This window comes from Escherichia sp. MOD1-EC6021, assembly GCF_002965245.1.
Taxonomy (GTDB): Bacteria; Pseudomonadota; Gammaproteobacteria; order Enterobacterales; family Enterobacteriaceae; genus Escherichia; species Escherichia coli_F.
The window spans coordinates 289,994-303,521 of sequence record NZ_PTRU01000001.1; the positions used below are offsets into that span (position 1 = coordinate 289,994).

The 13,528-nt window shown below is 50.9% G+C and carries 14 protein-coding genes; 6 read left to right on the forward strand and 8 right to left on the reverse strand.

All coding sequences use genetic code 11. The features are described 5' to 3' along the window. Nucleotides 1-4: 4 nt before the first annotated feature. Both mglA and mglC read left to right on the forward strand, forming a co-directional pair. Entirely contained in the window at nucleotides 5-1,525 is a 1,521-nt protein-coding gene (gene mglA / locus BEB54_RS01480) for a galactose/methyl galactoside ABC transporter ATP-binding protein MglA (RefSeq protein ID WP_000255032.1), read from the forward strand. A 15-nt stretch (nucleotides 1,526-1,540) separates the two neighbouring features. Further along, nucleotides 1,541-2,551 carry a galactose/methyl galactoside ABC transporter permease MglC gene (gene mglC / locus BEB54_RS01485; protein ID WP_105276872.1) on the forward strand — a complete coding sequence of 337 codons (1,011 nt, stop codon included), beginning with the start codon at nucleotides 1,541-1,543 and terminating at the stop codon, nucleotides 2,549-2,551. A gap of 70 nt (nucleotides 2,552-2,621) precedes the next feature. On the opposite strand, the gene preA is transcribed toward mglC, so the two are convergent. The 8 genes from preA to BEB54_RS01525 all read right to left on the reverse strand — a co-directional run bounded on the left by preA (nucleotide 2,622) and on the right by BEB54_RS01525 (nucleotide 9,630). Continuing rightward, nucleotides 2,622-3,857, reverse strand: coding sequence for an NAD-dependent dihydropyrimidine dehydrogenase subunit PreA (preA, locus tag BEB54_RS01490; RefSeq protein WP_105276873.1), 1,236 nt, complete (start codon nucleotides 3,855-3,857; stop codon nucleotides 2,622-2,624). After that, nucleotides 3,851-5,089 carry an NAD-dependent dihydropyrimidine dehydrogenase subunit PreT gene (gene preT, locus BEB54_RS01495; protein ID WP_105282112.1) on the reverse strand — a complete coding sequence of 413 codons (1,239 nt, stop codon included), beginning with the start codon at nucleotides 5,087-5,089 and terminating at the stop codon, nucleotides 3,851-3,853. The genes preA and preT overlap by 7 nt, the downstream gene beginning before the upstream one ends. Nucleotides 5,090-5,375: 286 nt before the next feature. Further along, complete coding sequence (locus tag BEB54_RS01500; protein ID WP_000383089.1) at nucleotides 5,376-5,615, reverse strand: DUF2542 family protein; 240 nt, start codon at nucleotides 5,613-5,615, stop codon at nucleotides 5,376-5,378. A 2-nt stretch (nucleotides 5,616-5,617) separates the two neighbouring features. Beyond that, nucleotides 5,618-6,337 carry an outer membrane permeability protein SanA gene (gene sanA / locus BEB54_RS01505; RefSeq protein ID WP_105276875.1) on the reverse strand — a complete coding sequence of 240 codons (720 nt, stop codon included), beginning with the start codon at nucleotides 6,335-6,337 and terminating at the stop codon, nucleotides 5,618-5,620. A gap of 149 nt (nucleotides 6,338-6,486) precedes the next feature. Then, nucleotides 6,487-7,371 carry a cytidine deaminase gene (gene cdd / locus BEB54_RS01510; RefSeq protein ID WP_000553553.1) on the reverse strand — a complete coding sequence of 295 codons (885 nt, stop codon included), beginning with the start codon at nucleotides 7,369-7,371 and terminating at the stop codon, nucleotides 6,487-6,489. A 129-nt stretch (nucleotides 7,372-7,500) separates the two neighbouring features. Continuing rightward, a complete protein-coding gene (locus BEB54_RS01515) occupies nucleotides 7,501-8,196 on the reverse strand; it encodes a CidB/LrgB family autolysis modulator (RefSeq protein WP_000968208.1) in 696 nt (231 codons plus the stop codon). Further along, complete coding sequence (locus tag BEB54_RS01520) at nucleotides 8,193-8,591, reverse strand: CidA/LrgA family protein (protein WP_001353095.1); 399 nt, start codon at nucleotides 8,589-8,591, stop codon at nucleotides 8,193-8,195. Before BEB54_RS01520 ends, BEB54_RS01515 begins: the two co-directional genes overlap by 4 nt. Before the next feature lie 130 nt (nucleotides 8,592-8,721). Further along, entirely contained in the window at nucleotides 8,722-9,630 is a 909-nt protein-coding gene (locus BEB54_RS01525) for a LysR family transcriptional regulator (protein ID WP_032184600.1), read from the reverse strand. A gap of 126 nt (nucleotides 9,631-9,756) precedes the next feature. Between BEB54_RS01525 and mhbT the strand changes: the two genes are divergently transcribed. From mhbT to maiA, 4 genes are read left to right on the forward strand one after another with little or no spacing between them, the layout of a single operon-like run. Continuing rightward, the gene (mhbT, locus tag BEB54_RS01530) at nucleotides 9,757-11,115 is read left to right on the forward strand and encodes a 3-hydroxybenzoate transporter MhbT (RefSeq protein WP_105276876.1); all 1,359 of its coding nucleotides are present in this window, start codon (nucleotides 9,757-9,759) and stop codon (nucleotides 11,113-11,115) included. Between the two features lie 11 nt (nucleotides 11,116-11,126). Further along, nucleotides 11,127-12,155, forward strand: a complete 1,029-nt coding sequence (gene gtdA, locus BEB54_RS01535; protein ID WP_105282113.1) for a gentisate 1,2-dioxygenase — start codon at nucleotides 11,127-11,129, stop codon at nucleotides 12,153-12,155. A 15-nt stretch (nucleotides 12,156-12,170) separates the two neighbouring features. Then, nucleotides 12,171-12,872, forward strand: a complete 702-nt coding sequence (locus tag BEB54_RS01540; protein ID WP_000196040.1) for a fumarylacetoacetate hydrolase family protein — start codon at nucleotides 12,171-12,173, stop codon at nucleotides 12,870-12,872. 8 nt (nucleotides 12,873-12,880) lie between these two features. Continuing rightward, complete coding sequence (gene maiA, locus BEB54_RS01545; RefSeq protein WP_000781197.1) at nucleotides 12,881-13,525, forward strand: maleylacetoacetate isomerase; 645 nt, start codon at nucleotides 12,881-12,883, stop codon at nucleotides 13,523-13,525. Nucleotides 13,526-13,528: the final 3 nt, after the last annotated feature.

The following is a 13,528-nucleotide window of genomic DNA, read 5'->3' on the forward strand; positions in this document are numbered from 1 at the left end:
TTATATGGTCAGCTCAACGACTCCGTCTTCCGGGGAATACTTGTTGGAAATGAGCGGTATCAACAAGTCTTTTCCGGGTGTTAAGGCACTTGATAACGTTAATTTAAAAGTCCGGCCACATTCTATCCATGCATTAATGGGGGAAAACGGCGCAGGAAAATCAACATTATTAAAATGCCTGTTTGGTATTTATCAAAAAGACTCCGGCACCATTTTGTTCCAGGGTAAAGAGATCGATTTTCATTCTGCCAAAGAAGCACTGGAAAATGGTATTTCGATGGTACACCAGGAATTAAACCTGGTATTACAACGTTCGGTGATGGACAACATGTGGCTGGGGCGATATCCCACCAAAGGCATGTTTGTCGATCAGGACAAAATGTACCGCGAAACCAAAGCGATTTTTGATGAGCTGGATATTGATATCGATCCGCGTGCGCGCGTCGGCACATTATCCGTTTCGCAAATGCAGATGATCGAAATCGCCAAAGCGTTTTCCTATAACGCGAAAATTGTGATTATGGATGAACCGACATCTTCGTTAACTGAAAAAGAGGTCAATCATCTTTTCACTATTATTCGTAAATTAAAAGAGCGCGGTTGCGGTATTGTTTATATCTCGCATAAAATGGAAGAAATCTTCCAGTTATGTGATGAAGTCACCGTATTGCGCGACGGTCAGTGGATCGCTACCGAACCGCTGGCAGGGCTAACGATGGACAAGATCATCGCCATGATGGTTGGACGCTCTCTTAACCAGCGTTTCCCTGACAAAGAAAACAAGCCGGGCGAAGTGATTCTGGAAGTGCGTAATCTGACGTCGCTGCGCCAGCCGTCGATTCGCGATGTCTCGTTTGATCTGCATAAAGGGGAGATCCTCGGTATTGCCGGTCTGGTGGGGGCGAAACGTACTGATATTGTTGAGACGTTATTTGGTATTCGCGAGAAATCGGCTGGCACCATTACGTTGCACGGCAAAAAGATCAATAACCATAACGCTAACGAAGCCATAAACCACGGATTTGCACTGGTAACTGAAGAGCGCCGCTCAACGGGAATTTATGCCTATCTGGATATTGGCTTTAACTCGTTAATTTCCAATATCCGCAACTACAAAAATAAAGTTGGCTTGCTGGATAACTCGCGGATGAAAAGCGATACCCAGTGGGTAATTGATTCGATGCGGGTAAAAACGCCGGGACATCGTACGCAAATTGGTTCACTCTCCGGCGGTAATCAGCAAAAGGTAATTATTGGGCGCTGGCTGCTTACGCAACCTGAAATATTAATGCTCGATGAACCAACGCGCGGTATTGATGTCGGAGCGAAGTTTGAAATTTATCAGTTAATTGCCGAACTGGCGAAGAAAGGCAAGGGGATTATTATTATTTCCTCCGAAATGCCAGAGTTGTTAGGGATAACAGACCGTATTCTGGTCATGAGCAATGGTCTCGTTTCCGGAATTGTCGATACAAAAACAACAACGCAAAACGAAATTCTGCGTCTTGCGTCTTTGCACCTTTAAGATTAGGGGCCTCCCATGAGTGCGTTAAATAAGAAAAGTTTTCTTACTTACCTGAAAGAGGGCGGTATTTACGTCGTTCTTTTAGTTTTGCTGGCGATTATTATTTTCCAGGACCCAACTTTTTTAAGTCTGTTGAACTTAAGTAATATTCTCACCCAGTCATCGGTGCGTATTATTATCGCGCTTGGTGTGGCAGGATTAATTGTCACCCAGGGGACCGACCTTTCTGCGGGACGTCAGGTAGGGCTGGCAGCCGTGGTGGCAGCGACGTTATTGCAGTCCATGGATAACGCTAACAAAGTATTCCCGGAAATGGCGACGATGCCGATTGCGCTGGTAATTCTGATTGTCTGTGCCATTGGTGCGGTGATCGGTTTGATCAACGGCCTGATTATCGCTTATCTCAACGTGACGCCATTCATTACCACGCTCGGCACGATGATTATCGTCTACGGCATCAACTCGCTCTATTACGACTTTGTCGGGGCGTCGCCAATTTCTGGTTTTGACAGTGGCTTCTCTACCTTTGCTCAGGGCTTTGTTGCGCTGGGGAGCTTCCGTCTCTCTTACATCACTTTCTACGCGTTGATTGCGGTGGCATTCGTCTGGGTGTTGTGGAACAAAACCCGCTTCGGCAAGAACATTTTTGCCATTGGCGGTAACCCGGAAGCGGCGAAAGTTTCTGGTGTCAACGTTGGCCTGAACCTGCTGATGATCTACGCGTTGTCTGGTGTGTTCTATGCCTTTGGCGGGATGTTAGAAGCCGGACGTATCGGCTCTGCCACCAACAACCTCGGCTTTATGTATGAGCTGGATGCTATCGCAGCGTGCGTGGTGGGCGGCGTATCGTTTAGCGGCGGTGTGGGGACGGTACTTGGTGTAGTGACCGGGGTAATTATCTTTACCGTTATCAACTATGGCCTGACGTACATCGGCGTAAACCCGTACTGGCAGTACATCATCAAAGGGGCGATTATTATCTTCGCCGTGGCGCTGGATTCACTGAAATACGCGCGTAAGAAGTGATGTGAATGTGGGTATTGCCGGATGCGCCGCATCCGGCAATCGGTGCCAAATGCCGGATGCGTCTCTGATTTTACAACGTTACCGGGTGTTCTTTCTCTCCCTTCTTAAACTTCACTTCCCCAAGATCAATACAACCCACCGGGCAGACGTGACCGCAAAGCAGGCAACCCACACATTTCTCGGTATTACAATGCGGTGTGCGGGTTTTCTCGCTCCATTCCATCGCCTGGTGACCGCCGTCGTAACAGGAAATATAACAGCGTCCGCATCCTACACATTTATCGAGATTGATGTTGGGATAGACAATATAACTGCGGTCTAAATCTTCCGCCGGAACAATATTGTGATTCGCCAGACCTACCATCTCCTGCAACGAATCAAACCCCTGATCGGCAAGATAGTGTGACAACCCGCTCGCCATATCTTCCACTATCCGATAGCCGTACTGCATAATGCCGGTGGTCACCTGTAACGTTGCTGCGCCGAGCAATAAAAACTCCGCAGCATCTTCCCAGGTTTCAATACCGCCGATACCGCTAATCGGGAAATCGCGCAGCTCTGGATGGGTGCGCATTTGCTGAATAAAGCGTAGGGCGATCGGTTTTACCGCTTTACCGGAATATCCGGAAATACTCGATTTACCGTTAACGATCGGCATACCAATTTTCTGATTAAGATCGATATTGGTAATGGATTTAACGGTGTTAATCGCCGCAATGCCATCTGCGCCGCCGCGTTTTGCCGCCAGCGCCACTTCGCACATATCACCGATATTCGGCGTCATCTTCGCCAGCATCGGCAGCGTAGAACCGCGTTTCACCGCCCGACAATATTTTTCTACCAGTTCCGGGCTTTGCCCGACATCGCTACCCATCGCATGAGAAGTCATTTGCGGACAGGAGAAGTTACACTCGATCATATCGGCACCAGCTTCTTGCACCAGGCGCGCCAGATCTTCCCAGTGCTGCTCATTTTCCCCCATGATCGAGGCGATCAATACTTTGTCAGGATAATCTTCTTTCAGCCGACGCAGGGCGGCCAGATTCTCTTCCAACGGATGCTCGGCAATCTGCTCCATATTTTTGAAGCCGATAAAACCGGTATCTTCTTTCACCAGATGATCAAAACGCGGCGAGACTTCGTTGGCGATAAAAAAGCCGATCGTTTTAAACACCACGCCACCCCAGCCCGTGTCGTAGGCTTTGGCGCACATCTCATAGCAGTTGCCTACCGGCGAAGAAGAGAGGCAGAACGGGTTGGGAAACTTCACGCCGCAAAAGGTAATCGAAAGATCTTTCGTTAACATGAGCAAGCTCCCTCTAAATAGTGATGAATCGCCTCAGCGGCTTCTTTCCCGGTTTTCACGGCATAAACCACGGTTTTGTCACCCTCAACAATATCGCCAGCAGCAAAGACTTGCGGGTCGCGGGTCTGGTAATTTTGTGTTTTGATGGTGTTACGCTGCGGCTCTAACTCCGCAAAGGCATCCAGTCTGGCATGCTGACCGACGGCGAGAATAATTTTATCTGCCGCCATCGTCAGTTCGCCCGGTAAGCGTACATGCTTAAACGTGACTTTATTGCCTTCCACGGCCACTGGTGTGAATCCATCGATGATCGAAACGCCCAACTCCCGGGCGCTGGCAAACTCTTTTTCGCTTGCCGGAAACTCATCTAACTCTTCACGTGCTACGCAGGTTACCGCCTGACAGCCGAGAACTTTCAGCGTGCTGGCAACGTCCATCGCGACATCACCGCCGCCGATAATTAATGCGCTTTGTGGAATGCTGATATCGCCCTGCGCCTGCCGTGCACGTTGCAAGAAGTCGACGGCAATCTCAACGTCGCTATGCTCAAACAGCGGTAGCCCGGAACCGCCCGACAACCCTACGGTGACAAGTACTGCGCGGTTTTCCGCTTTCAGTTGCTCCAGGGTGAGTACTTTACCGATTTCGTTATTGCACTTAATGGTCACCCCCATTTTTTCGATACGGGCGATCTCTGCATCCAGCACGGTTTGCGGCAAACGAAATTGCGGAATACCGTTACACAGCCAGCCACCGGGTTGCGCTTCTTTTTCATAAATAGTGACGTCGTACCCCATATTTGTCAGCGTCACGCTGGCCTGCAATCCAGCAGGACCTGCGCCAATAATGGCGACTTTGCCGAGCGTTTTAGTACCAGGCTGATAAATTTCCATCCCGGTTTGTTGTTCAAAATCAGTGATAAAACGCTGTAAGCGACCGATATCAATGGGAGCATCAACACCGGCACGGGTACAACCGCTTTGACATAATTTCTCCGTTGGGCAAACTCTGGCGCATACAGCACCTAAGGCATTATTTTCGCGAATTGTCTCGGCAGCGCCTTTAAAATTACGAAAGTAGATTGAGCGTATAAATTTCCCCGGATCGGTTTGTGCCGGGCAAGCCTGACTACAGGGCGCGTCGTGACATAATAAACAGCGAGAGGCTTCTTTAATCGCCAGTAAAGGCGTAAAAGCCGGAGTGAGTTCATCCAGATAATTTTGTTGCGGCATGTGATCTTCCTTAATGCTATGAGTAATTAAGGCGAACGCTAAATATACTCGTCATACTTCAAGTTGCATGTGCTGCGTCTGCGTTAGCTCACCCCAGTCACTTGTCGCCTTCCTGCAACTCGAATTATTTAGAGCATAAATATTGCTTGCTGATATTAAGGCTAAGCGTGTGGGGAAATTTAAACTGTGAAAGAATTCACAAATAGCTGCGGTTCAGAATGTTATATCCGCAGCTTATTGACTGAAGTAATAATTATTCTCAATAATTAACAGGGGAGGGACAATATTAACGATAGAAAATAAGATAAATAATCATACCAATAGATAAAATTCCGAAGCCACTATATGCCACTATATAAGCAAAGAAAAGTCCGGGATTTTTTGCTCGCCAGACATACACCGGTTCCGCTGCATTTTTAACCCGTTTATCAATCGCGCCTGCACGCCAGCCTTTCCATGCTTCGCGAAAACAAAATATCGGGATAAGGAAAAAAACGGCAACCACAAAAAACTGCTGTACATCCATAACTACTTTCCTTGTTTCTTTTGTAATTCAAGTAACTGTTCGGGCGTGACGGCGGGATACCCCTGTGCATCTTCCGGCACCTGGTGCATAGCCGGAATAGGCACAAGCGGCCCTAAAAAGCGCGGTTCACGTTTAAAAATATAAAGGTCAGCCAGCGCACCGAAACGGGCGGCAAATTCGCGAATACGTACTGACAGCATATCTTTCGGTGACGGTACGGCATAACACTGGGCCTGAATCCCCATATGTAGCGCTATAAATAATGCCCGCTCACAGTGGAAACGTTGGGTGATAATAATGAAATCATTAGTATCAAAAACTTTGCGTGTACGGACGATGGAATCCAGCGTACGAAAACCTGCGTAATCGAGGACAATATCTGATGGGTCGACACCTGCGGCGATTAAATCTTTGCGCATGGTCTTTGGCTCATTATAACTTTGCAAAGCATTATCGCCGCTCAGTAATAGATAATTTACCTTGCCGCTGTTATAGGCATTAATCGCTCCTTGAATACGGTAGCGATAATACTGATTAATTACGCCAGTACGATAATATTTTGCTGTGCCGAGCACCACGCCGACCTGGCGGTAGGGGAGATCCTGCAATTCGTCGTAGATATAAGGCGCGGTTTTCCAGCTCATCCAGCGATCGAGGCCGAGCACAGTCAACAGCAGCAAGCCGATCAGGACTAACAGGCTGAGGAACACGCGCTTTAACATGCAGGAGACTCGATCTAAGGAAAATTTCCATCAGGCTACTTTACCCGCTGGTTTTGCGCAAGAAACGGCAAACTGTTTGCCGGGATTTTCGACACCAGGAGAGGACTGTCAAGCCGGATAAGGCGTTCACGCCACATCCGGCACCAGTCTTAAGCGAGAAGCACGCGGTCGATATTGTGACAACCGAGAGCTTTCAGCGTTGCGGAGGTTGCATCCCACTGAATCAACGGCGCATCGGCTTTTTCTGCCAGAACCGCGCGCTGGATATCCGGGTAATCATAACCCTTGAGATTCAACAAAATTAACGCCCCCTGCAACGGTGGTAGAGTCGGGTTAAATGCGGCGTTTTCAGCGTAGCTGCCGCTGAAAATACGACCGTCTTTACATTCCAGCGCGACACCGCTTGGCGACTTACTGTAAGGCATGTGCGAACGGTTTGCCGCCGCAATCGCCGCCTGAGAAAGCGCATCACCAGTCAGCGCATAGCCGTGATCCTGCTCGTCCATCAGCAGCGTTTTAATCTCCAGATCCTTCGGCCCAAAGGCATCCGGCAGATAGTCACGCAGCGCGTGTGCCTCGCGGCCCGGCAGATGAATACGCAGATCCAGACCGCTGTTCAGTTCATTCATAAACTGACGGCAGTGACCACAAGGCGTGTAGTTAACGGTGATGGCTGCGAGCGCTTTTTCACCACTCAACCAGGCGTGGCTGATCGCGCTTTGTTCGGCATGAACGGTTTGCTGCATTGTCGCACCAATAAATTCCATATTGGCACCGAAATACCAGGTTCCGCTCACACCGCGCGCAATTGCGCCAACATTAAAATTCGACAATGGCGTACGCGCACAGGCCGCCGCCAGCGGGAGTAGTGCGAATGCCAGCGCGTCTTCGTCCAGCCCCGTTGCGCTCTTCAGCGATGAGACTTGCTCCCCGGTCAACAAAGCGGGGAAGTACTTGTCTGCCAGAATAGGTTCCAGTGCAGATTGCAAGTTATCCGCAAGTTGGGCAAAAGCGGTTTGAAAACGTGGATGCATGGCGTTGCCTCATAATCATGTAATGGGATAACAGTTTACGAACCCGTTATGGCTTTATATGTGATCTGAATCTCATTAATTGTGCAACGAATGAAACTTACATCAAAAATGCGCGACGCATCGCAAATTTTAGCCCATTACTGCCAGAATAATCGGGAAAAGGAACGGTGCGATCAGCGAAGTAATAATCCCGCATAACACCAGCGCCAGCGAACTAAATGCACCTTCCTGATAATCCAGCTCAGCACAGCGTGCCGTACCGAGGGCGTGCGAGGCTGTCCCCATCGCCAGACCGCGCGCTGCTTTGGTGCGAATACGCATCGCATTAAGTAACGTATGACCAAACACTGCGCCCAGAATACCGACGAAAATCACGCAAACTGCGCTGATTGCCGGAATACCGCCAATACTGCCGCCAACCGCCATTGCAATAGGCGTGGTGACTGATTTCGGCAGGATTGACGCGGCGATTTCCGGTGAAGCGCCCATCAACAATGCCACGGAAGTCCCCGTCACCATCGCAACCACGCTGCCGATAAAACAGATGGTGATGATCGATTTCCAGCGCGCGCGGATCTGGTGCAGCTGCTCATATAAAGGATAGGCCAGTGCGACAACCGCCGGTTGCAGCAGATCGTTTAGCACTTCGCTACCTTTAAAGTAGCTGTCGTAAGAGATGCCGGTCAGCATTAAAAAAGGAATGATCACCACCATTGCAACCAGCAATGGGTTAAGCAAGGGAAACTTATACCGCGCCGCCAGTTTGCGGGCGGCAAAAAAGACAATTAACGTTAGCGGCAATGACCACCAGATATTTGCCATCATTCTTCTGATCCTTTCTGACCTACGACTTTACGTTCACCGTGCACCAGTTGCGAACTCCAGCTCACCACCAGAAAAACCACCAGCGTACTGACTGCACAGGAAACCACTACCGGACCAAACTGTGCGCGGAGCAAATCAAAATATTGCATGACGCCTACGCCTATCGGCACAAACAATAGCGCCATATAGCGAATCAGTACGTAGCACCCCGGATTGACCCACTTTGCCGGAAGAATTTGCAAGGCCAGCAGGACAAACAAGATCAGCATCCCGATGATGCTGCCCGGAATGGTTACCGGTAGCAGGGAAGCAATGAAAATGCCTGCATACAGGCAGGCATAAATCAGGATAAAAGCGCGTAAATATTGCCAGATAATGTTCAGTGTCTTACTCATAATCAACACCCCAGATGAGATGGATTCATCATACAATTAATTCGTAAAACGTGCTACCGATCACATTAAGAATTCTCAGCATAGTTGAATTACAGGGAAGTAACATCGGGCGAGTGCCCAGTTCAGCACACTAATTCTGCTGTAAAAAGTGCAGAAACTGACTTAAAGCATAAGAAGGCGTTTCGTTATTACGCCAAAACACACCGACGCTGCCTTTCTGTTCAATCTTTGGCAGGTTGAGGATCACCAGTTGCCCCTGGCTGGCATAACGTTGCGCCAGGCGTAATGACAAAATAGAGATCATATTGCTGCTTTGTAACAGGTTGGTACTGACGTTCATCGATGCCGACTCAATCGTGTTTTCTGGCAGCATCACGCCGTGGTCTACCAGCGCATTATCAATGCTGATGCGGATGGGGGTACCTGTCGGCCAGACTATCCACCGCCAGTTAGCAAGATCATTCCAGCTGAGGGTGGCGTATTTCGCCAGTGGATGCTCAGGACGGGCGACAAAGCATACCGGCTCGGTGTAGAGCACGCGATAATTCAGCGGCAGCTGCAACGCGCGACCGCCAATTCGCCCAACCACCACATCGACAGAACCTGCCAACAGATCTTGCAGCAATGGGGTCATCACCTTCTCTTCGATATTCAGGTGTAGAGTTGGCATCTCCTTGAGCAAATGCAAAATCGCCTGGGATACGCAGTCAGTGGCGACGGGAGAACAGCCAATTTTCAGACTGCCGACCAGTCCACCTTGTTTAAAGCGAGCCAGTTCATATTGCGATCTTTCCATGTCATTGATTAACCGTTGGGCATGTTGCAATAACAATTTGCCGCCTTCGGTCGGACGAAGCCCTTTGCTGTGCCGCTCAAAAAGTGTGAGTCCGATCTCATCTTCCAGTTGTGACAACCATTTCGAAAGCGCGGGTTGGGTGATATTCATCATCCGTGCGACATGGGTCAGATTACCCTGTTCACCCAGCGCCACCAGCATTTGCAGGTGATGTAGTTTTAGTTTTTGCGCCCAGTTCGCCATTTGCCATAACCTCCAGGTTATCTCTCTGCCCGAAATGCCATTGTACATCTCATCTCTTTAATCACATTATCGCAACATATACAAAACAAAAGAAACATCTACCTTACCTGCACTGAGGCATTTACTATGACTCAACGACGTGATTTACAAGCACTGATCGATGCTGCTCCGGTCGGCAAGATGCAGTGGCGCGTTATCATCTGCTGTTTTCTGGTGGTAATGCTCGATGGTTTTGACACCGCGGCTATCGGCTTTATCGCCCCTGATATCCGTACTTACTGGCAGCTCACCGCAGGCGATCTCGCCCCGCTTTTTGGCGCGGGTCTGCTGGGATTAACCGCAGGCGCACTGCTTTGTGGCCCGTTGTCTGACCGCTTTGGCCGCAAACGGGTGATAGAGCTATGCGTCTTTTTATTTGGCGCGTTAAGTCTCGCCTCTGCGTTTTCACCAGATCTGCAAACGCTGGTATTACTGCGTTTTCTCACAGGGCTTGGGCTTGGCGGGGCGATGCCGAACACCATCACCATGACCTCGGAATATCTGCCTGCCCGTCGCCGAGGCGCGCTGGTGACGCTGATGTTTTGCGGCTTTACGCTGGGTTCGGCGTTTGGCGGGATTGTCAGCGCACAGCTGGTGCCGGTGATTGGCTGGCACGGGATCCTGGTGTTGGGTGGCGTATTACCGCTGATGCTGTTTGTCGCACTGCTTGTGATTCTTCCGGAATCGCCACGCTGGCAGGTGCGCCGCCAGTTACCACAGGCGGTGATTGCAAAAACTGTCAGCGCCATTACCCGCGAGCGTTATGTCGATACCCACTTTTATCTCAATGAATCAGCCTCCGTTACAAAAGGCAGCATTCGTCAACTGTTTATGGGACGTCAGTTACCCATTACGTTGATGTTGTGGGTAGTGTTCTTTATGAGCCTGCTGATTATTTACCTGCTCTCAAGCTGGATGCCAACGCTGTTGAACCATCGCGGCATAGACCTGCAACACGCGTCCTGGGTCACCGCCGCGTTCCAGATTGGCGGTACGTTGGGCGCGCTGGCGCTGGGCGTGCTGATGGATAAGTTCAATCCTTTCCGCGTGCTGGCGCTGAGCTATGCCGTAGGCGCTGTATGCATCGTGATGATTGGCTTAAGCCAGGATGGATTATGGCTGATGGCGCTGGCGATTTTCGGCACCGGCATTGGCATTAGCGGATCTCAGGTGGGGTTGAACGCGTTGACCGCAACGCTCTACCCAACGCAAAGCCGCGCCACGGGCGTGAGCTGGTCAAACGCCGTAGGCCGCTGCGGCGCGATTGTCGGCTCGCTTTCTGGCGGCCTGATGATGGCGATGAATTTCTCTTTCGACACCCTGTTTTTCATTATCGCTGTGCCCGCGGCGATCAGTGCGGTGATGTTAACCCTGCTGATTACCGTGGTTCGCCAGTCGACCTCTGTCCCTGACTCACTGCCTCGCGCAGGCGTTGTGAACGAATAAGGAGCATCCCAATGACTGATAACAATCAAAATAGCCGCGAGCGATTTTATCAGCATATTTCCGGGCAAAACCTGACCCCGCTGTGGGAGTCACTGCACCACCTGGTGCCGAAAACGCCCAACGCCAACTGTGCGCCAGCGTACTGGAATTATCAGGAGATCCGCCCGCTGCTGCTGGAGAGCGGCAGCCTGATTGGCGCGAAAGAAGCTGTGCGTCGTGTGCTGGTACTGGAAAACCCGGCGCTGCGCGGGCAGTCTTCCATCACCGCGACTTTGTATGCTGGTTTGCAACTGATCATGCCGGGCGAAGTGGCACCGAGTCATCGTCATAACCAATCGGCGCTGCGTTTTATTGTTGAAGGCAAAGGGGCATTTACCGCCGTTGATGGCGAACGCACGCCAATGAATGAGGGCGATTTTATCCTGACCCCACAATGGCGCTGGCACGATCACGGTAACCCTGGCGACGAACCGGTTATCTGGCTCGATGGGCTGGATCTGCCATTAGTGAACACTCTGGGCTGCGGTTTTGCCGAAGATTACCCGGAAGAGCAACAACCGGTCACGCGTAAAGAGGGGGATTATCTGCCGCGTTATGCCGCCAATATGTTGCCGCTGCGCCATCAGACGGGGAACTCCTCACCGATCTTTAACTATCGTTATGACCGTAGCCGCGAAGTGCTGCACGATTTAACCCGCCTGGGCGATGCCGACGAGTGGGATGGCTACAAAATGCGCTATGTCAACCCGGTCACCGGCGGCTATCCGATGCCGTCGATGGGCGCCTTCCTGCAACTGCTACCGAAAGGGTTCGCCTCCCGCGTGGCGCGTACCACTGACAGCACTATCTACCATGTAGTGGAAGGTAGCGGACAAGTCACCATCGGCAATGAAATCTTCACCTTTAGTGCAAAAGATATCTTTGTGGTGCCGACCTGGCACGGCGTGTCATTCCAGACTACGCAAGATACCGTTTTATTCAGTTTTTCGGACAGACCGGTACAAGAAGCCCTGGGGCTGTTCCGCGAAGCGCGTTATTAATTTGGGAGAGAGAAAATGACTCAATATGTATTCGAACCACAAGCGCCCGTTACCGTACCGGTTGTTGGCAGTGATGAACAATTCCCCGTGCGCCGCGTTTACTGCGTCGGGCGTAACTATGCTGCCCACGCCCGCGAAATGGGCTTTGATCCGGATCGTGAACCCCCTTTCTTCTTCTGCAAACCAGCAGATGCCGTTGTTCCGGTCGCCGCTGGCGAAACGCTGGCGCTGCCGTATCCGGCGCAGACCGATAACTATCATTACGAAATTGAACTGGTGGTGGCGATTGGTAAAAAGGGCAGCGATATCCCACTGGAAAAGGCCCATGAATATGTCTGGGGTTATGCCACAGGCCTTGATATGACGCGCCGGGACCGTCAAATGGAAATGCGTCAGATGGGCCGCCCGTGGGAAATCGGCAAAGCATTTGATCTCTCGGCCCCCATCGCACCGCTGCACAAAGCCAGCGAAACCGGCGGTATTGATAACGCACCAATCTGGTTACAGGTAAACGGTGAAGATCACCAGCGCAGCGATATTCGCCATCTCATCTGGTCGGTGAATGAAACCATCAGCTACCTGTCAGGCTTCTTTGAACTGCAACCGGGCGATCTAATCTTTACCGGTACGCCGGAAGGGGTTGGCCCAGTAGTCAAAGGTGATGTGATCACGGGCAACGTCGAGGGCTTAACGCCTATCGCGGTGAAGATTGTCTGAGGTGCATGATGAAGCTGTACAGTTTTTTTAATAGTTCAGCATCGTACCGGGTACGCATTGCGCTGGCGCTGAAAGGCATTAATTACCAGACCGAAGGGGTGAATATCCGTATTGGTCAGCAAAATGAACTGGCCTATCGGCGGATGAATCCTGTCGGGCTGGTGCCGACGCTGCTGACTGACGAGGGCGAGTCACTCGGTCAGTCGCTGGCGATTATTGACTGGCTGGATCGTCACTACCCGCAAGTTCCGCTGGTGCCGCAGGAAGAACCGGCCCGCAATAAGGTGCTGGAAATTGTCTATGCCATCGCTTGTGATATTCATCCATTGAATAACCTGCGCGTGCTGCGCTATCTGACCGAAGAGCTGAACGTCAGTGAAGAAGAGAAAAAACGCTGGTATGCGCACTGGATCCAGCAAGGGTTAAGCGCGGTGGAACAGCTACTGCGCCAGAGCCAGTCGGGGCAATTTTGTGTGGGTGAGACGCCGACGCTGGCAGACTGCTGCCTTGTTCCGCAGTGGGCGAACGCGCTACGTATGAACTGCGATCTGAGCGGGTATCCGCGCTGCAAAGCGGTGTACGACGCCTGCACACAACTGCCAGCGTTCATTGCCGCAGCGCCAGAAAATCAACAAGATAAAATTTCAGCCTGACCA